Origin of the sequence: uncultured Shimia sp. (assembly GCF_913054185.1) — a bacterium.
In the GTDB taxonomy this organism is placed as follows: domain Bacteria; phylum Pseudomonadota; class Alphaproteobacteria; order Rhodobacterales; family Rhodobacteraceae; genus Shimia.
Genome location: NZ_CAJXIV010000017.1, coordinates 31,296 through 49,793, shown reverse-complemented (window position 1 = coordinate 49,793; position 18,498 = coordinate 31,296). Strand labels below are relative to the sequence as shown.

16 protein-coding genes are annotated in these 18,498 nt (G+C 53.5%); 1 reads left to right on the top strand and 15 read right to left on the bottom strand.

The window, feature by feature from the left end:
- The 11 genes from QZ517_RS05965 to QZ517_RS05915 all read right to left on the bottom strand — a co-directional run.
- Positions 1 to 1,079: glycosyltransferase (locus tag QZ517_RS05965; protein ID WP_294223660.1), on the bottom strand; the 1,079-nt coding region annotated here is incomplete at its 3' end.
- A gap of 72 nt (positions 1,080 to 1,151) precedes the next feature.
- A complete protein-coding gene (locus tag QZ517_RS05960; protein WP_294223657.1) occupies positions 1,152 to 2,384 on the bottom strand; it encodes an NAD-dependent epimerase/dehydratase family protein in 1,233 nt (410 codons plus the stop codon).
- A 203-nt stretch (positions 2,385 to 2,587) separates the two neighbouring features.
- Positions 2,588 to 3,706, bottom strand: coding sequence for a porin (locus tag QZ517_RS05955; protein ID WP_294223654.1), 1,119 nt, complete (start codon positions 3,704 to 3,706; stop codon positions 2,588 to 2,590).
- Between the two features lie 112 nt (positions 3,707 to 3,818).
- Positions 3,819 to 4,934 (bottom strand): Gfo/Idh/MocA family oxidoreductase, encoded by a 1,116-nt coding sequence (locus QZ517_RS05950; RefSeq protein WP_294223651.1) that lies wholly within the window; start codon positions 4,932 to 4,934, stop codon positions 3,819 to 3,821.
- An 8-nt stretch (positions 4,935 to 4,942) separates the two neighbouring features.
- The gene (locus tag QZ517_RS05945; RefSeq protein WP_294223648.1) at positions 4,943 to 5,998 is read right to left on the bottom strand and encodes a sugar phosphate isomerase/epimerase; all 1,056 of its coding nucleotides are present in this window, start codon (positions 5,996 to 5,998) and stop codon (positions 4,943 to 4,945) included.
- Entirely contained in the window at positions 5,998 to 7,128 is a 1,131-nt protein-coding gene (locus QZ517_RS05940) for a Gfo/Idh/MocA family oxidoreductase (protein WP_294223645.1), read from the bottom strand. Before QZ517_RS05940 ends, QZ517_RS05945 begins: the two co-directional genes overlap by 1 nt.
- Positions 7,129 to 7,130: 2 nt before the next feature.
- A complete protein-coding gene (locus QZ517_RS05935; protein ID WP_294223642.1) occupies positions 7,131 to 7,877 on the bottom strand; it encodes a sugar phosphate isomerase/epimerase in 747 nt (248 codons plus the stop codon).
- 21 nt (positions 7,878 to 7,898) lie between these two features.
- Positions 7,899 to 8,981 carry a sn-glycerol-3-phosphate ABC transporter ATP-binding protein UgpC gene (gene ugpC / locus QZ517_RS05930; protein WP_294223640.1) on the bottom strand — a complete coding sequence of 361 codons (1,083 nt, stop codon included), beginning with the start codon at positions 8,979 to 8,981 and terminating at the stop codon, positions 7,899 to 7,901.
- A gap of 2 nt (positions 8,982 to 8,983) precedes the next feature.
- Positions 8,984 to 9,925, bottom strand: a complete 942-nt coding sequence (locus QZ517_RS05925; protein ID WP_294223636.1) for a carbohydrate ABC transporter permease — start codon at positions 9,923 to 9,925, stop codon at positions 8,984 to 8,986.
- Positions 9,918 to 10,850 (bottom strand): sugar ABC transporter permease, encoded by a 933-nt coding sequence (locus QZ517_RS05920; protein WP_294223634.1) that lies wholly within the window; start codon positions 10,848 to 10,850, stop codon positions 9,918 to 9,920. Before QZ517_RS05920 ends, QZ517_RS05925 begins: the two co-directional genes overlap by 8 nt.
- A gap of 107 nt (positions 10,851 to 10,957) precedes the next feature.
- Complete coding sequence (locus tag QZ517_RS05915) at positions 10,958 to 12,187, bottom strand: ABC transporter substrate-binding protein (protein WP_294223631.1); 1,230 nt, start codon at positions 12,185 to 12,187, stop codon at positions 10,958 to 10,960.
- A 188-nt stretch (positions 12,188 to 12,375) separates the two neighbouring features.
- On the opposite strand from QZ517_RS05915, the gene QZ517_RS05910 reads away from it, so the two are divergent.
- Positions 12,376 to 13,416 carry a LacI family DNA-binding transcriptional regulator gene (locus tag QZ517_RS05910; RefSeq protein ID WP_294223628.1) on the top strand — a complete coding sequence of 347 codons (1,041 nt, stop codon included), beginning with the start codon at positions 12,376 to 12,378 and terminating at the stop codon, positions 13,414 to 13,416.
- A gap of 11 nt (positions 13,417 to 13,427) precedes the next feature.
- Here the strand turns inward: QZ517_RS05910 and moaA are convergent, their stop codons facing one another.
- From moaA to glmU, 4 genes are all read right to left on the bottom strand, one after another.
- Entirely contained in the window at positions 13,428 to 14,432 is a 1,005-nt protein-coding gene (moaA, locus tag QZ517_RS05905; RefSeq protein WP_294223625.1) for a GTP 3',8-cyclase MoaA, read from the bottom strand.
- 100 nt (positions 14,433 to 14,532) lie between these two features.
- The gene (locus tag QZ517_RS05900; protein WP_294223621.1) at positions 14,533 to 15,222 is read right to left on the bottom strand and encodes a DNA alkylation repair protein; all 690 of its coding nucleotides are present in this window, start codon (positions 15,220 to 15,222) and stop codon (positions 14,533 to 14,535) included.
- A complete protein-coding gene (gene glmS, locus QZ517_RS05895) occupies positions 15,222 to 17,045 on the bottom strand; it encodes a glutamine--fructose-6-phosphate transaminase (isomerizing) (RefSeq protein WP_294223618.1) in 1,824 nt (607 codons plus the stop codon). Before glmS ends, QZ517_RS05900 begins: the two co-directional genes overlap by 1 nt.
- Positions 17,045 to 18,400, bottom strand: coding sequence for a bifunctional UDP-N-acetylglucosamine diphosphorylase/glucosamine-1-phosphate N-acetyltransferase GlmU (gene glmU, locus QZ517_RS05890; RefSeq protein WP_294223615.1), 1,356 nt, complete (start codon positions 18,398 to 18,400; stop codon positions 17,045 to 17,047). The genes glmS and glmU overlap by 1 nt, the downstream gene beginning before the upstream one ends.
- Positions 18,401 to 18,498 lie beyond the last annotated feature (98 nt).

Below are 18,498 nucleotides of genomic sequence, written 5' to 3'. Positions count from 1 at the left end.
TGCGGATCCGTAAAATGCCTAAGCGCAAAGGTCAGCGAGTCTTTGTCGATCTGCGTGTCCGCGTCGATGCGGATGACCAGTTCGGTTTGGACAGCGGCAAACCCTTTGTTGAGGGCGTGCGCCTTTCCTGCGCGCGGTTCATTGATGACACGTCCTTCAGCGTTTTCAAAAGAGCTGAACACGGCCTGTGCAACGTCGAAAGTGGCATCCACTGAGTTGTTGTTGACCATATAAATAATGACACGCCCTTTGTAGTGACCTGCGGCCTCATCCAAGGCTTTGAGCGTGTCGGCAATGATGTATTCTTCATTGTGAGCGGGAATGACGATTGTGACATCTGGGGTGAACCCATCAGTGCGCCCTTCTTTTCGTCGGTCCCAAATCGCCAAGATGTACAGCATCAAGAAGAACGAGGGCAGAAACAGAAATACGCCCGGTCCCAAGCCACCCAGCAACGCTCTGCCACGCAGCCAAGCCACACCTTCAAGGTCCAGTTGATTGATCCACCAGGACAAAACGCCTGCTGCAGCCACGAGTATCCAAAATCGACCGAAAGAACGACCTGGGTGCGCAGGCGTAACTCTCATATGAACCGGGGCAGGCATTTCACCCCAAGAATACAGGCGCGCAGAGAACAGCGCGAAGCCAACCAAACCTGTCGCGATTTGAAGATTTCTGAGAGAAACCGGAACCGAAAAACTGCGGGAGAGAAAGACCGAAAAGAGGTCTATGGCAAAACAAACTGCTAGAAAAGACAGGCATAGATCTGCTGTGAACTTAAATTTGATGAGGAGAGGGCCGTTTGCGAACAGTCCAAAACTCACAAAAAACACCAATAGGAAGTGCCGGATAGCAATGAAATGTTGCCCCGGCACCGGCGCAAACACCCAATCGTTGGCAGGGAAAAATGCGCCTAACAACGTGTCGTTTTGCAGAATAATCAGCGTGAGCATACTTAAGATCGCAAAGGTCGCCAGAACCGCGGGAGCTTTCCAAAGCGCAACGGGGCCGGACAGCTTGGCAGGCTGGCTGTCGACGGACCAGTATTCGTTTTGGGATGCTTTCTGCGGTTGGCTCACCCGAAATCTCTAATTGAAGGAAAAAACCCGGCCCGATTATTGTATCGGACCGGGTGTGTAATTGGGAATAAATTAGGCAGCCGGTTGAACTTGGCCCGCGATCAGCGCTTCTTTGGTCACAACGCCCGCGTGCTGTTCTTTGGTCCAGGTGGAAGCTGCAGCCACTGTGGCTCTGTCAAAGCGCTCTGCATAGCGTTCGGCAATCTCCACGGTTTCTTCCAGCAGACCTTCTTCCAGGGTAGTCGGTTTCAGACCAAGCGCGATGAAACTTGCATTGCTGACGCGCAGGTCGTTTTCGGCAGCCTCTTTGCGTGGGTTGTCAACCATGGCCACTTGCGCACCGTTTGTGGATGCCACAAGTTTGGCCAGATCCCGCACGCGGTGCGTTTCAGTCATCTGGTTGCGGATCACAACGCGGTCGCCTTTGGCGGGCGGGTTTTCAATGGCCAGGCGGATGCAGCGCACCGTGTCCCGAATGTGAATGAATGCCCGGGTCTGACCACCAGTGCCATGCACGGTCAGGGGGTGTCCAACCGCGGCTTGGACCAAAAACCGATTGAGGACTGTGCCGTAGTCGCCGTCATAATCGAAACGGTTGATAAGGCGCTCATCCAATTTTGTTTCCGGTGTCTGGGTGCCCCATACGATCCCCTGGTGCAGATCAGTGACACGGATCTGGTCGTTCTTCGCATAGAATTGGAAAAGCAACTGATCCATCGACTTGGTCATGTGATAAACGCTGCCCGGATTGGTGGGGTAGAGTATTTCACGTTGGTAAATCACGTTGTCGTCGCCTGCCACCATTACCTTTTGATAACCTTCGGGAATTTCCAAACCGTCGCCATCGTAGCCATAGACGCCCATTGTGCCGAGGTGGACAACGTGTGTGTCCAGGTCAAGTTCTGCAATTGCGGCTAAGAGGTTGTGAGTGGCGTTGATATTGTTGTCCACGGTGTAGCGTTTCTCGGTCAAGCCGCGCATGGAGTAGGGGGCCGCACGCTGTTCGCCGAAGTGGACCACCGCTTCTGGTTTTAGTTCATCCAGCAGGGAGTGCAGAGCGTCAAACTGCCGAGACGCGTCGATGTTTTCGAAGCGAATGGTGTTGCCGCTGACTTCTTTCCAAGCTGCCAGGCGGTCCTCGATGGATGCAATGGGCGTGAGGCTTCGGGCGCCAAGCTCTTCGTCGATCCGCCGGCGGGACAGGTTGTCCACAAGAGTGACATTGTAGCCGCTACGGGACAGATGCAAGGATGTTGGCCAGCCGCAGAAACCGTCGCCGCCGATGACAATGATGTTCTTTTCCATGATAGTTCCCTCCAAATGGTGTTTCTTGGTGTTGGAGAGATTTCGCGTTTCCCTTTTTGGAGCCCTCGAAGTTCTCGCTTCATCTCATGAACTACAGATGGGGTAAGTTAACGGGATTCACTTAAGAGTTTGAGACACGTTTTTTGGCGTATGTGCCAATCCGTGTGAGAGTATGGAAAATTCGGGGTGAAGGTAGGTTTGGATTAAAATGTCCATCGTGCACCTGCCAGAAGAGCCAGACTGTCTTGATACTGGGCTGCGGAGTCGTTGTATTCGTACCGGCGCAGGAGCGCATAAAGGTCAATTTTGGGGGATTTAATCTTTTGGACAATTGCGACGCCATAGGAGCGGCTGGAGCTACTTTGAACTGGCGATGATCTGTTTTGGTAGATGTCATCTCCGTCGTACATGTCAACCGAGATTGCGGTCTGTCCAATATCAAACCAACGGCCGATGTATCCGATTTTGCCGTAATAGTAATTCGCGCCGCTTGTTTCGTGCCCGGTGGCCAAGGTGACATTCCAACCACTTGGTCGGTGAAGCAATGAGCCTGAGGCGATAGCTACATTCGGGCGCTCTTCAATCCATCGTAATGCACCGCCGGCCCGAACACGGAAATCACCGTGATCTCCGTCATACCGCAAAGAGGCGTCCGCATAAAATTGGTCATCATTATACGAAAGAACTTCTTGGCCAGCAGCAGCAACGAATTGCCAGCCGTTTTGTTTGGGTGCATCATATCTAAGCCGGAGGCGACGGGAGCTGCCCATCGATCGGAAAGCCTGTTTTATTCTTTTGTTGCTGGGATCGTAAGCGCCATTGGGGACCAAAAACTGTCCACCGGCGGCGTCCTGGACAGGTGTGCCCGCAACAACAGTGGTGAGAGATAGGTCTAGACCCGTGATGCCGTCCGCGGACATTGCGCCTTGACCAAATGTAATCCTACCGAAGGTGTCATGGACAAACCCAACCTCAAGTTTTCGAAGTTCTGTGCGGTCGAACTTGTATGCCTCATCGTGTGGATCATTTCGGCTGACGGTATTTGTTTCTTTCCATTTCAGAGCAATTTCTCCACGCGCGTGAAGACGCCAGCCGTTGTCCAAATGTGTGTCGTAAGTCGCGCCTAGGCGAGAAACAGACTTGGAGTTGTCAACAAACCAATAGGTTTGATCCGTTGGGCCATCGTCATACAGCAGAACGCCTCTGTTGACCTGGCCATAAACGGCAAACCCTTGGGGTGGACTTTCCTTTTGCTGAGACACAGCAACGGAGGCGGCGCAAACCGTAAACGCAACTCCGCAAACTATGGTCTTTTTGCGCATTAAACCTCCCTCCCACAAATATCAGAAGGGAAGCGCCGCAACGTTTCAAGTAAAAGTCAGAGCGGCGCCAGAAATTGCGTCGATGTGGCAACAGACCTAGCGCGCGCCCAAATTAGAGCTCGTGCCAAGCGGCGTTCCCTACTGAGGATTGTTGGCAGGCATGGATGAAACGCATCCCAGCCAAACCGTCGGTCAAACTAGGGACGTCCTTTGCAGCGTCTTGTTCACCTGTCAAACAACAAGCGATGTCTCGGTAGAGTGTGGCAAAGGCTTCGAGGTACCCCTCTGGATGGCCTCCAGGAATGCGAGACACTGCATTTGCTGCTTCTCCTGCACCAGATCCTGCACGCGTGATGCGTTGTTCGACGCCACCCATTGCGGAGAATAGCAATTGGTTTGGGTTTTCTTGCTCCCAAAACAGTCCGCCTTTTGTCCCATGGATGCGCAGTTTAAGCCCATTTTCTGATCCTGTGGCCACTTGGCTGGCAAAGATTGATCCACGAGCGCCAGACTCGAACCTCAATAGAATGTTGGCGTTGTCATCCACTTTCCGCCCCTCCACAAAGCTGTTGAGATCGGCGGCTAGGTGGCTGGCTTCTTCGCCTAAAACAAACGTCGCGAGGTGATAGGCGTGGGTGCCAATGTCTCCGATGGCACCCGCGCCCCCGGTGCGGGATGGATCGGTGCGCCAAGCGGCTTGCGCATTGTCTGGATCCGCCGGGCGAGAAAGCCAGTCTTGCAGATACTCTGCATGTATCAGACGGATGTCACCCAAGTCGCCGTTGGCGACCATCGCTTTGGCCTGACGGATCATAGGGGTGGCGCTGTAGTTGTGGGTCAGGAAGAAATGGGGGTGGTAATTTTCGCACTCCGTTGCAAAAGCTTCGGCTTGGGCCAAGTCCGTGGTCAGAGGCTTATCACAAATCACATGGATGCCTGCCTGCAGAAAAGCGCGGGCGATTGGCAAATGCATGTGGTTTGGGGTTACAATTGAAACAGCGTCAATGCCATCTGCGCGGGCGCGCTCTACTGCTGCCATTTCTTCAAAAGAGCTATAGCTGCGCGCCAGCCCCAATGCTTCTGCGCTGCGATGGGCTTTCTCAGCGGTGGACGAAAGGCAGCCGGCAACCAGATCCCAATGGCCGTCCAGTCGAGCGGCCATTCGATGTACCGCTCCGATAAAAGCCCCATCGCCGCCGCCAACCATGCCCAATTTTAGTTTACGCATGTGATTTCCTAAAGCCCAAGTAAGGCACGGGTGTCGGCTTTGCTGAGGCCGCTGTCCGCAAAATCATCAAAGGCTTTTTCAGTAACCTTGATGATGTGATCGGCGATAAACGGTGCGCCTTCGGTCGCGCCCGTAGTCGCGTCTTTGAGGCAGCACTCCCATTCAAGTACAGCCCAGCTGTCATATCCGTATTGGGCCAATTTTGAGAAGATTGCACCAAAATCGACCTGACCGTCGCCGAGGGAGCGGAAGCGGCCCGCACGTTGTATCCAGGGTTGGTAGCCAGAGTAGACACCTTGGCGGCCATCAGGACAGAACTCCGCGTCTTTCACGTGAAAAGCAGTGATACGCTCGTGATAGATATCGATGAATGCCAAATAATCGAGTTGTTGCAGCAGGAAGTGGCTTGGATCGTAGTTGATTGTGCAGCGTCGATGTCCATTGAGGCGATCGAGCAGCATTTCAAAGGTTGCGCCGTCAAAAAGGTCTTCGCCTGGGTGCAGTTCAAACGCGATGTCCACTCCGACGTCTTCGTAGGCATCCATGATCGGAAGCCAGCGCTTGGCAAGCTCGTCGAATGCCTCCGAAATGAGCCCTGCAGGGCGTTGTGGCCACGGGTAGAGGAAAGGGAAGGCGAGAGAGCCAGAAAAGCTGACGGATGTGGAAAGCCCCAAGTTTTTTGAGGCTTTGGCAGCTTTTAAGAGCTGATCGTGCGCCCACTCTTGCCTTGCGCCTTGATTGGCCCGCACCGAGTGTGGCGCAAAACCGTCAAATTGTTTGTCGTAGGCTGGATGTACCGCCAACAATTGCCCTTGAATGTGGGTCGAGAGCTCGGTCACCTCCAGCCCGCGATCCGACAGCATTCCTGAAAGCTCGTCACAATAGGTTTTGGATGTAGCCGCTTTTTCCAAGTCAATAAAACGAGGGTCTCCGGATGGGATTTGAAGCCCTTTGTAGCCAAGGCCAGCCGCCCAGTCCGCTATAGCCTCAAGGGAATTAAATGGGGAGTTGTCAGACGCAAACTGCGCGAGGAATAAGCCTGGCCCTTTTAGGTTTGCCGGCATTAGGTTTCCTCCAGTTCCATTAAAGCGAAGGCATCATCTGCATTGAAAGGCGCCGGACGGTCACAGGTGCTTTTGATCGCAATCGGGGTGCCGCTGTCGGCTGATTGCAGGATTGCGCCCATGACCTCGACCACATGTAGTGCCAATTCGTTGTTGCAGCGGTGTTGACGGCCATCGCGTATCGCCGCAGCCATGTCCGCCAGTCCTGCGCCACGATAATTGGCGTTTTCTCCATCATTGGGTTTGGAAAACGGGTGACCCGAAGAAATAAGGGCCTCGTCTTCATCACCTCGGACCAGGCGCAATTGTCCGCCAAAGAAATTTGGATCAGGAACATAGAGCGTCCCGTCCAAACCGTAGAGTTCCATATTGTTGTGTTCGTGCGATTTCACATCCCAGCTGGTGCCGTAGCTTATTATCGCCCCATTTGCGAACCTCAGGATTGAGTGCACAGTTGTTGGCGTTTCAACTGGAACTTGTTCGCCGTCGCGCGGGCCACAGGCGATAGTGCGGTGGCTGCGTGGCGTGCTGCTCATGGCAGTGACGCTTTCTACAGGACCAAGCAACTGAACAAGGTTGGTCACGTAGTAGGGGGCAAGATCAAAGATAGGACCGGCACCGGGTAGGAAGAAGAAATCCGGGTTTGGATGCCAATGTTCCATACCACCACTCATCACGTGGATAGTGCCGGAAGTCACTTGGCCAATTTCTCCACCGTCGATAAATTCACGCGCCTTTTGGTGGCTTCCCCCCATAAAGGTGTCCGGTGCAGAGCCGATGCGCAAATTGCGGGCCGATGCTAGCTCAGACAGCTGTGCACCTTCCTCCGCGGTTAGCACAAAAGGCTTCTCTGAATAGACATGTTTTCCAGCCTTAAGGATTTCACTCGATACTTCAAAATGGGCCGCGGGAATGGTGAGGTTTACAACGATTTCAATCTCAGGATCCGCTAGAAGTTCCTTGATACTCAGTGCGCGCAGCCCAAATTCCTTGGCCCGTGTTTCTGCAGTTTTGGGATTCAAATCAGCGCATGCCACAACTTTGTAGTCTTTAAAAAACTGTCCCATGCGCATGTAGGTTGTTGAGATGTTTCCACATCCAATAATGCCAACTTTTACCGCCGTACTCATGATCAAATGTCCTTCAGGTTGGCCATGGAGACGGATGCAAACCGCACTGCGTCGCTTGGATTGTCTTGCTCGGCGACCAGAATGGCATTGGGGGCCTGTTCACGGATTTGTCGGATCAAGCCTGGCCAATCCATAACTCCCTCACCAATGTCGGACCAGCCGTCCTCCTCTAGTCCTTCGCCGTCTTTGGCGATGTCTTTTACGTGGATAGCGACAATCCGGTCGGCGTATTTGGACACGATTGGCGCCGGGTCCAGTCCCGCGCGCGCAACCCAGCCCAAATCGGCCTCCCAGCTGATATCAGCCGCAGTTTCAAGGATGACGTCCATCGGGTAGCTGCCGTCCTCCAATGCTTCAAATTCGAAGTCGTGGTTGTGCCAGGAGAAGGTTCTGCCGGTTTCGCGGACCTTGGTTCCAATCTTAGACAGTTCCCTAGCCAATGCTTGCCAGCCGGCCTTGTTGCTAGGGCGGGCCTCAGCCACGAGGTAAGGCACGATCACGTGTTTGATGCCAAATGTCTGCGCGAGCATCATGACGCCGCCGAAGTCGTCCCGCAGATCGTCGATTCCAAAGTGACCACTGGGCATGGTTAGGCCGTTTGCGGACATCGCCGAGGAAAACGACTGCGGATCGCCATAGACGCCACCGTATCCTTCGACACTGGTGTAGCCCAATTCGGCAAGTTGAGAGAGAAAATCCTCTTGGCTCGCGACGTTGCGAGAGGAGTACAATTGGAAAGAAAAGCTCATGAAAGTCTCCAGAAATGAGCGTCAAAGACGGTTTTCAGTTGATTTGTCAAAGAGGGATCCTTGAGCAGGATCAAAGCCGATTGTGAGAGCATCACCGGCGGCAACCGTAGCCTTCCCGCTCATGCGAAACCGGAAGGCAGTTCCTGCCAGTGTGGTGTAGATCAGCGTGTCAGAGCCCATGGGTTCCACAAGTTCCACAATGATATCAGAGGTGAAAGGTTGTTGTGCCACATCGGTACCCGTGATCACAGCTTCGGGACGGATGCCAAGCCATGCCGGGCGTGCTGTGAGGGCACCCTGTGTGGCTTCATATCCCGTGAGCGGGAAGCGCATGTCAGCGGAAAGGAACTCGCCGCCGCTGTCCATAATGGAGCCTTCAAAAAAATTGATAGTGGGGGAACCGATGAAACCGGCCACGTACTTGTTGGATGGGTGGTTATAAACCTCTGACGGGCTAGCAATTTGTTGCACCACACCACCACGCATGATTGCAATTCGGTCAGCCAAGGTCATGGCTTCAACCTGATCGTGCGTCACGTAGATCATGGTGTTGTCGAGTTTTTGGTGAAGCAGCTTGAGTTCTACCCGAAGGTCAGCGCGAAGTTTTGCATCAAGATTGGAAAGCGGTTCATCAAACAGGAAAACATCCACGTCTCGCACGAGCGCACGGCCAATGGCGACCCGCTGCCGCTGTCCTCCGGAAAGAGCTGCCGGCTTGCGCTTCAAGAGAGGCTCGATTTGTAGAATTTCCGCAGCCCGAGCAACACGCTTTGCGATTTCGGGTTTCGGCACGCGTGCATTTTTGAGGCCAAAGGAGAGGTTACCCTCCACCGACATTTGCGGGTAGAGCGCGTAAGATTGAAACACCATACCGATGCCACGTTCTGAGGGCTCTTCCCAAGTAACATTTCGGCCACCGATGTGGATTTCGCCGTCGGAAATGTCCAACAAGCCTGCAATGCAATTGAGCAAAGTAGATTTGCCGCATCCCGACGCGCCCAGAAGCACGAGAAACTCGCCTTCCTGAATGTCGATGTTCAGTTTGTCCAGAACTCTGACGGCGCCAAAATCGAGAGTCAGGTCTTTTACGGTTACATTGGTCATGGTTAGCCCTTTACTGCGCCAGCGGCAATGCCGCGCACGAAGAGTTTGCCGGAGGCAAAATAAATGATGAGGGGAACAAGGCCGGTGAGCATCGTCGCGGCCATATTGACGTTGTATTCTTTCACGCCTTGCACCGAATTCACGATGTTGTTGAGTTGCACCGTCATTGGGTAGGTGTCCGGCTTGGTGAAGATTACGCCAAAGAGGAAGTCATTCCAGATGCCGGTGACCTGTAAGATGATGGCCACCACAAAGATCGGCAGTGCCATGGGCAGCATGATCTGAAAGTAGATTTGCCAGAAACCCGCACCGTCCACACGCGCAGCTTTGAAGAGTTCTTCGGGAACGGACGCAAAGTAGTTGCGGAACAGGAGGGTCAGGATGGGCATGCCAAAGATTGTGTGCACGATCACAAGACCCCAGATGCTGCCCATCAGCCGGATCTTAGTACCGGTGATCGCTGAAAGAACCTCCCCAGATTCCCTAAGCAGGATCACAATTGGATAAATCATCACCTGATAGGGAATGAAGGCGCCAAAAATCAGAATGGTGAAAAAAACCTCGGAGCCTTTGAACTTCCAAAGAGACAGCGCGTAGCCGTTTATGGATGCGATCGCGATGGAGATCACAACGGACGGGACCAGGATCTGCACGGAATTCCAGAAGCCGCGAGACAGTCCGTCGCAATTAATGCCAGTACATGCTTGAGCCCATGCTTTGACCCAGGGTTCAAAAGTGACTTCGACCGGAGGCGAAAAAACATTGCCTAGCCGAATCTCCGGCATGCCCTTGAGTGAGGTCACGACCATCACGTAGAGCGGCAAAAGGTAGTAAACAGAAGCCACAAAAAGCGTGCCGTACAGCATGATATTGGTGGGCGTGAGGCGTTTGCGGGGCTTGGTACCACGCGGTGTCACGCCGGAAACAGGGGTAGCATCAGTCACGGCGTTTGCCTCCAAATTCGAGATAGGCCCATGGGATCAACACGACGAGGACCGACAGCAGCATCATGGTGGAGGCGGCGAAGCCTTGGCCGAGGTTTTGGGATTGGAACATCTTCTCGATGACATATTTGGCGGGCACTTCGGAGGAGATGCCTGGACCACCGGATGTCTGCGCGACAATCAGGTCGTAGACTTTGATGATGCCGGCTGCGATCAGCACCAGAGCGGTCACAAAAATCGGCCGCATCATGGGAATGATGATAAAAATGTAGGTTTTCCAGGCCGGGATGCCTTCGACACGGGAGGCTTTCCAGATGTCCTCATCAATACCGCGCAATCCAGCAAGAAGGATCACCATGATGAAGCCAGATCCTTGCCATATACCAGCGATGAGAATTCCGTAAATGACGATGTTGGCATTGTTGAGCGGGTCAAAGGTGAAGCTGTCCCATCCCCATCTCTGCACAACGCCTTGAATGCCGAATTGTGGATTTAGAATCCACTGCCAGACAAGACCGGTAACAATAAAGCTGAGCGCGAACGGATATAGAAAAATCGTTCGAAATATGCCTTCGCCACGGATTTTTCTGTCCAGGAGGGCGGCCAGCGTGAAGCCAATTACCAAACTCAAGACAAGCGAGCAGAATCCGTAAATCGCGAGATTTTCGATGGACACCAGCCAACGACGTGTGCTCCACAAACGCTCGTATTGGTCCAAGCCAACCCACTTTTCTGGTGCTGGCAGCAATTTTGACTTGGTGAACGAATGGTAGATTGTCCAAACCGTGCATCCAATGAACACCACAAGGGCGGTGAAAATCATTGGAATGGTGGCGATTTTTGCGGTCAAGTTTTTGAAGAGGCGGTTGGGTCGCTTGGAAGATGTCGGCGAGGACATCATCGGTGCGCCGTCGGTCACAGCCATGGCTTAAGTCTCCAGCCTGATGCGTCTTTGGGGACAGTCATCAGATCCTTTTGGAAAAGGTAGCAGGGGGAGGTGGAGCCCGCCTGGGCAGGCTCCATGACAGATCATTAGTCCGCTGCTGCGATGATTTCGGCGTACTTCGCTTGGGCATCTGCGGCAGAATATGACTGGTCATTCCAGAATTCGACCATCAGATCCTCGATCTGACCGGTGGTGTCTGCAGAAAGAACCTGATCACCGGATTGCAGGATGCTACCAGCTGCAAGAATTTCGAGCCCCTTTTTCATGCAGTCATTTGCGGAAGAGAGATCAATATCTCCGCGGACGGGCAGGGAGCCTTTCTTGAGGTTGAAGTTGACTTGCACCTCGGGGCTAAGCAACAATTTAGCCAGTTCCTTTTGCGCGGCTTCAATTTCCGGATCATCTTGCTTTGGGAAATAGAAGGCATCGCCTCCGGTGGAGATAATCTCATTTACGCCAAGCCCAGGCAGGCAAGTGTAATCTTGGCCAGCCACTTGGCCGGCGACCTGGAATTCGCCTTGCGCCCAGTCCCCCATGACCTGCCCACCAGCTTGACCAGTGATGACGAGGTTGGTGGCTTGGTTCCAGTCCTGAACTTTCGAGTTGGCGGCCATTGCGCGTGCGGCGGAGGCGGCTTCAAACACCTTCGCCATCTCAGGGCCTGCTGCAGCCTCTGCATCTTTCTCGACGTTGATTTTGTTCCAGAGATCTGGGCCACCAACAGCTACGTTAATGACGCCAAATGCGCCTGAGGACTGCCAAGCCTGTTGTCCCATCGCGAGAGGGATTTTTCCAGCGTCCTCAAGGGCTTTTGCGGATGAAACAAACTCATCCCAGTTGGACGGCACAGCGACACCTGCGTCGGCGTAGGCTTGATGGCTGAGCCAAATCCATTGCCAGGAATGGATGTTGACCGGAGCGCAATAAATTTTGCCATCAACCGTACAGCTGTCGAGCAGAGACGTTGGGTTCACAAGATCAGTCCAGCCTTCAGCCTCGGCCACATCAGTCAGGTCTAGCATCAGCCCCGCTTCAATCAACTCCTCGGCTTGGCGCCCGTGGTTGAGCTGGGTGGCGTGCATCGGATCCCCGCCAATAATTCGGCTAACAATGATCGGTCGCGCGGTGCCACCTGAGCCAGCAATGGCACCGTCAACCCAGGTGTTTCCTGTGGCGTCAAAGGCTTTTGCAAATTCTGAGACCGCCGCCGCTTCACCGCCGGAAGTCCACCAGTGTGTGACTTCCAACTCAGCGGCAGAGACAGCGCCAGCTGCGCAAAAAGCAACAGCCGCAGTGGTTGTTTTATAGTAGTTCATCGTTTCCTCCCAATGTCGACCAACGCGGTCGTGTAATCGATTACATTTTCTCCCAGAACATCACTTTGACAGAACATCTCCCAATTAGAGGGACAGAGCCGAGCCATTGACAGTAATGTGTAATCGATTACATAGAGGTAGCTCCCCCCTTCGATCTGAGTCAAGAAATAATTTGAGGCGCAAAAATAATGGCACTGCAACGAAAACCCAAGGTTATCGACGTCGCGCGTCTCTCAGGGGTTTCAACCGCAACTGTAAGTCGTGTTTTAAACGACCCTGAAGTGGTGTCAGAAGCGACGAGGAAAGCAGTTTTGGCTGCAGTCAAACAGACGGGTTACCGCGTGAATCGGGCGGCGCGTAGTCTTAGAACCAATACGTCTCGTACAATCCTTGCATTGGTTCCAAATTTGTCCAACCCATTCTTTTCTAACATTCTTTCCGGGTTGGAGAGGGAGCTAAATGCAGCGGACTATAGCTTGTTGGTGACTGACAGTGGAGAGGTGGAACTGACCGCGGATCATATACAACGCTATGTTTCTGCCGGGCAGGCGGACGGGTTAATCATTTTGGACGGAGCGGTTGAATTACAGCAACTTGAACTTGTCCAATCTGCAACACCAACTGTGCCAATTGTTTTTGCTTGTGAGTGGGTCGAGGGGTTCAGCGGAGCTTCTGTTCGGGCGGATAACAAAGGCGGGATTCGCATGCTTGTGGATCACCTTTGGGACCAAGGTCACAGAAAATTTGGGCACGTCTCCGGTCCAGTTACAAATGTATTGTCGCACCATCGCCAACGCGCGTTTGAGCATCATGTTGTTAGTCTTGGTGGAGAGCTACGGCCCGAATGGGTTTTGCCTGGTGATTTTTCCATCGCGGCTGGAAAAGAGGTAGCCGCACAAGTGATCGGTATGAAAGAGGCACCGACGGCTTGGATTTGTGCAAGTGATCAAATCGCGTTTGGCTTAATTGCGGGCCTGAAAAAAGCTGGGGTGCGGGTTCCGACAGATGTGTCTGTGACAGGTTTTGACAATATCGAAATGACGGAAGTGTTTGACCCGCCGCTGACCACAATTCACCAGCATCGCAACAAGATGGGGAATGAAGCAGCACGCAGATTGTTAATGCAACTCCGAGACAATGGGGCTGAGATCAACACGCCAACAGTTATGCCGGTCTATCTGGTGGATCGCCAAAGTACGGGACCTGTCTCGAAAAAGACCGAGGTTTGACCGGCAAAAAATTAGCCGCCTGTGTGGCTCATGTGTCTGGACATTTGCCCATCCACTTTCTGGCGAGAATAATCAAAATCATGCCCCTTTGGCTTAAGCGCAATGGCCGCTCGAATAGCATCCTCCAGCGCGGTGTCTCCCTCGCTGCTCCGCAAGGCGCCACGCAGATCGGCCATGTCTTCTTGCCCCAAACACATAAAGAGCTGTCCAGTGCACGTGAGGCGCACGCGGTTGCAGCTTTCACAGAAATTATGGGTCATCGGAGTGATGAAACCAATTTTTTGGCCGGTCTCTTCTAGGCGGACGTACCGGGCAGGGCCACCTGTCCGTTCCGCGAGATCTGACAGAGTGTAGCGTTCCGCCAACTTTCCACGCAGTTCCTCTAGGGACCAATATTGGCCAATGCGGTCTTCGTTGCCCAAGTCTCCCATGGGCATGACTTCGATCCAGGTCATGTCCATGTCACGATCCGCACACCATTCGGCCAGTGTGAAGAGTTCGTCTTCGTTGAAACCTTTGAGAGCCACGGCATTGATTTTGATCCGCAAACCGGCAGCTTGTGCCGCGTCAACGCCGCGCATGACTTGTTCGAGACGTCCCCAGCGCGTGATATCGGCAAATTTCTTCTCGTCGATGGTGTCCAGAGAAATATTCACGCGCCGAACGCCGCAGGCATAGAGTTCTTCTGCAAAACGCTCCAACTGGGACCCGTTTGTCGTCAACGTGAGTTCTTTGAGCGCGCCACTGTCCAAATGCCGCTTCATTCCGCGGAAGAAGGTCATGATATCGCGACGGACCAAAGGTTCACCGCCGGTGATCCGCAGCTTTTCCACACCCAAACGAATAAACGTCGAGCACATTCGATCCAGCTCTTCAAGCGTCAGCAGTTCCTTCTTGGGAAGGAATGTCATGTTTTCTGCCATGCAATACACGCAGCGAAAATCACATCTATCAGTGACGGATACGCGCAGATAAGACACGGCGCGATGGAACGGATCGATCAATGGTGTTGTCATACTGCATTGGTAGTCTGACAATCAGAAATGAGCAAGGGCGGCAAAAGTTGTAGCTGTCACTTGCCTGTTTCTCTCGATCGCCTAGTTGCGTGCAAAAAAGCTACTGTTCGCGCATCCGAAGGAACCTTGAGGCTTCTTTGACCGCAAATGGTTTCATGTCGTCGGCGTGTCGCTCCAGAAATGCCTGTACGCGCGCCGCATCGTGTTTGGACAGGTCACGCAGCCACCAAGCCACAGCTTTCTGAATGAACCATGTGTGGTCAGTGACATAAGACGCGGCCCATCCCAAAACCCGGTCTCTGGCTTCCAGCTCTGCGGGTTTTGGAAAGTTCTGCTTTGTCCATGGCAGTGTGATCACTAGTGCTGCCCGGCGGGTCCACATGTGCTCCGATGCCGTCCAGGCTTCCACCGCGTCCAAGCGTGAGGGATCAGTGACCAGGCGTTTTTGTCCAGCCATACAGGCATGATCGGCAATGGCCCAGCTGTCAAAATCTGCGGTCCAACTTGCGATCAGGTCCCAAGCACCATCGTCAGGCCGCAGCCGCGCCTGAGTGAGAACTTTTGAGGCGACAATGCGCGCCTCGAAGATGTCGGTTTTCCAGAGTTCAGAAGCGAGTGAAACCCTTTGCTCTACGGTTAGAGACTGGCGCCAACTCTTGCTTAAATCGTTTAGAGCAGGATTGGGAATGCCCAGTACCCGCCGTGTCTGTTTGTGATACGCCGCCATACCTTCGGCACGACCTGGCTCGATCAACGCTTCCAGCGCGTCTAGGGCAACTTGAAGTTCCATTATTCCACCGTCACCGATTTTGCGAGGTTGCGGGGTTGGTCCACGTCCGTCCCTTTTGCAACAGCTGTGTGGTAAGCCAACAACTGTGCTGGAATGGCATATAGAATGGGGGACAGAATGTCAGAGACTTGTGGCATCTGAATTGTGTCCCATGTGCCTTCTGCTCCGTCTTTCAAACCTTTCGCATCTGTTATCAAAAGCACCTTGCCTGCGCGTGCCATGACCTCCTGCATGTTGGAGATAGACTTGTCATAAAGTTCGTCGTGAGGCGCCAGAACAACAACAGGCACATGTTGGTCAATGAGAGCGATCGGTCCGTGTTTAAGCTCACCTGAAGCATAAGCTTCTGCGTGTATGTAGCTGATCTCTTTGAGCTTAAGAGCGCCTTCCAAGGCGAGTGGGAACATGCGGCCCCGTCCCAAAAACAGGATGTCGCGCGTTTCGGCCAGTTTTGCCGCCACTTGTGCAATCTGAGACTCAGATCCAATGGCTTGATTGATAAGGCCAGGCAAAGCACGCAGATCAGCGAGGATGTGGTTTAACTCCTCCGTCTCAAGCCGTCCGCGGTCCTGCGCCGCTTTCAATGCGAGGATGAGGAGAACACTGAGTTGGCAAGTAAAGGCCTTGGTTGAGGCCACGCCGATCTCAGCTCCGGCGAGAATGGGCAGCGCAAGATCACTTTCTCGGGCAATTGAGCTCTCGGGGACATTGATGACTGAGACAATCTGGTCGGCTTTGCCTGCGCAATAGCGTAGCGCCGCCAGTGTGTCTGCGGTCTCACCGGATTGTGACACAAAAAGTGCAACGGTACCGTCGGTGATCGGAGGTTCCCGATAGCGAAATTCGGATGCCACATCCACCTCGACAGGAATGCCAGCGATTTGTTCAAACCAATATTTTGCGGTCAAGCAAGCATAAGACGCAGTGCCACATGCCACCATGACCAGTCGTTTCACTTTGGAAAAATCCAGGTCCCCGCCGGGAAGTCGGATTTGTGTGCCATCGTTCGGCAAGTAGTGCCGGATGGCCTCCCCCAGCACCGTTGGTTGTTCGGCAATCTCCTTGGCCATGAAGTGTTTATGACCGCCCTTATCGACCTGTGTTTGGTCGATGTTGATGGTTTTGCACTCTCGCTGAACAGTTTCGCCTGCGTCGTTCCTTATTGTCACGCTGGCGCGCGTAACAACAGCGCTGTCGCCTTCTTCTAGGTAGGTGATCCGGTCGGTGAGAGGGGCAAGCGCGATGGCATCAGAGCCAACAAACATTTCGCCATCGCCGTGCCCGATGGCCAATGGGGAGCCTTTGCGGGCGGCAATAATCAGATCTTCTTCCCCTTCAAACAGAAAAACCAATGCGAAAGCGCCTTCAAGTTGCTCGATCGTTTTCAGTGCCGCGTCAACTGGTTGCAGGCCGGACTGAATGTGTGATTGGGCGACAAGAGCGATAGTTTCAGTGTCGGTTTCCGTCACAAACGAGATGCCTTTTTCGGCAAGCTCTTCACGGAGTTCGCGGAAGTTTTCGACAATCCCGTTGTGTACAACTGCGACCGGACCAGCTTGGTGCGGGTGTGCATTGGTGATGGTTGGTGCACCATGTGTCGCCCAACGGGTGTGGCCAATCCCCGATTTGCCGCGCAATGGCTCGTGAACCAATAAATCAGACAAATTGACTAACTTGCCCACCGCACGACGGCGATCCAATGTGCCGTCGTTAACAGTGGCTATGCCGGCGCTGTCATAGCCTCGATATTCCAGCCGTTTGAGCGCTTCAACAAGGATTGGTGCCACTTCATGGTCGCCGAGTACCCCAACAATTCCACACATTATTTGTTCTCCAATGCGCGTTTTTGTTTTTTCTTTTTTAAGATTTCGAACAATTTTCGGGCAACACCTGGTTTTGTCTGTTGCTCTGAGCGGGCAATTGCCAGCGCAGCATCTGGTACATCTTTGGTAATCACGGAACCAGAGCCTGTCATGGCCTCGTTGCCCACGGTAACAGGTGCAATAAACATTGTGTTGGATCCGATAAAGACTTTGTCGCCAATTGTAGTTCGATGCTTCATGACACCGTCGTAGTTGCAAGTGATTGTACCCGCACCGATGTTGGTGCCAGCCCCCAATGTTGCATCGCCGATATAGGAAAGGTGGTTCACTTTGGTGCCTTCGCCCACGTCGGCGTTTTTGATTTCAACAAAGTTACCAACATGCACGTTTTCTGAGAGCTCAGCGCCGGGCCGGAGGCGGGCGTACGGTCCAACTACGGCCCCGCGTGAAACATGGCACCCTTCGAGATGCGAGAACGCCCGAATGCGCGTGCCGGATTCTATGGTCACTCCGGAGCCAAAATAGACATTTGGTTCAATTGTTGTGTCGCGCCCAATGACGGTATCAAAAGACAGCATCACAGTATCTGGTTGCTGAAGCGTTACACCCAATTCCATCAGTTCTTGGCGCGCACGGGCCTGAAAAACCGCTTCTGCCTCTGCCAAATGGGTCCGGGAATTGATCCCCAGTGTTTCACTTTCCTCACACGCCACGGCGGTCACACCCAACCCACGTTGACGGGCCAGCCCAACCACATCGGTAAGGTAGTACTCGCCCTGCGCATTGTTTGGAGTAATGTCATCGATCAAAGAGAAAAGCGTTTCTCGATCAGCCAGCATAACGCCGGAGTTGCAAAAGGTTACAGCGCGCTCCTCGTCTGAGGCATCGGCAAACTCGACGATCCGATCCAGCTGGTCGCCTGACATGAGCAATCGGCCGTATTTTCCTGGATCCGCCGCTTCAAAGCCCAAAACAACCACGGCGTTTTCGGCCTTAGCGGCCACCATGGATTTCAATGTTTCGGCCCTAACAAAGGGCGTGTCGCCAAACAGGACAATTACATCGCCGCCAAAGTCTTTGAGCGCTTCACGGCAAACCTCAACCGCATGGGCGGTGCCGTTTTGCTCTTTTTGCTCGACGACAACGACTTCTTCGTTAAAATCTTCTGCGGCGGATTGCACCGCGTCAAACCCGTGCCCAGCCACAACCACGACGCGCTCCGGTGCCAAAGCGGTACCAGCCTGCATGGCGTGGACCAACATGGGTGCGTTGGCGATGGGGTGCAGAACCTTCGGCAGGTCTGAATTCATCCGTGTGCCTTTGCCTGCGGCGAGGATGACAAGTGCAATGCTCATCTGATTTCTCTTTTATTTCTATTGCCCCCGTTTTATCCGAGTGCAGGAAGGGTGCAAGGCCAACGGCCATCAATTCAGGTTGCGCCCTGTAACAGCGA

What these genes read in the sequence shown, in the direction of transcription:
- QZ517_RS05960 (WP_294223657.1), bottom strand. Translation starts at nt 2,384, where the DNA reads ATGGAAAAGAACATCATTGTCATCGGCGGCGACGGTTTCTGCGGCTGG.
- QZ517_RS05955 (WP_294223654.1), bottom strand. Translation starts at nt 3,706, where the DNA reads ATGCGCAAAAAGACCATAGTTTGCGGAGTTGCGTTTACGGTTTGCGCC.
- QZ517_RS05950 (WP_294223651.1), bottom strand. Translation starts at nt 4,934, where the DNA reads ATGCGTAAACTAAAATTGGGCATGGTTGGCGGCGGCGATGGGGCTTTT.
- QZ517_RS05945 (WP_294223648.1), bottom strand. Translation starts at nt 5,998, where the DNA reads ATGCCGGCAAACCTAAAAGGGCCAGGCTTATTCCTCGCGCAGTTTGCG.
- QZ517_RS05940 (WP_294223645.1), bottom strand. Translation starts at nt 7,128, where the DNA reads ATGAGTACGGCGGTAAAAGTTGGCATTATTGGATGTGGAAACATCTCA.
- QZ517_RS05935 (WP_294223642.1), bottom strand. Translation starts at nt 7,877, where the DNA reads ATGAGCTTTTCTTTCCAATTGTACTCCTCTCGCAACGTCGCGAGCCAA.
- ugpC (WP_294223640.1), bottom strand. Translation starts at nt 8,981, where the DNA reads ATGACCAATGTAACCGTAAAAGACCTGACTCTCGATTTTGGCGCCGTC.
- QZ517_RS05920 (WP_294223634.1), bottom strand. Translation starts at nt 10,850, where the DNA reads ATGGCTGTGACCGACGGCGCACCGATGATGTCCTCGCCGACATCTTCC.
- QZ517_RS05915 (WP_294223631.1), bottom strand. Translation starts at nt 12,187, where the DNA reads ATGAACTACTATAAAACAACCACTGCGGCTGTTGCTTTTTGCGCAGCT.
- QZ517_RS05910 (WP_294223628.1), top strand. Translation starts at nt 12,376, where the DNA reads ATGGCACTGCAACGAAAACCCAAGGTTATCGACGTCGCGCGTCTCTCA.
- moaA (WP_294223625.1), bottom strand. Translation starts at nt 14,432, where the DNA reads ATGACAACACCATTGATCGATCCGTTCCATCGCGCCGTGTCTTATCTG.
- QZ517_RS05900 (WP_294223621.1), bottom strand. Translation starts at nt 15,222, where the DNA reads ATGGAACTTCAAGTTGCCCTAGACGCGCTGGAAGCGTTGATCGAGCCA.
- glmS (WP_294223618.1), bottom strand. Translation starts at nt 17,045, where the DNA reads ATGTGTGGAATTGTTGGGGTACTCGGCGACCATGAAGTGGCACCAATC.
- glmU (WP_294223615.1), bottom strand. Translation starts at nt 18,400, where the DNA reads ATGAGCATTGCACTTGTCATCCTCGCCGCAGGCAAAGGCACACGGATG.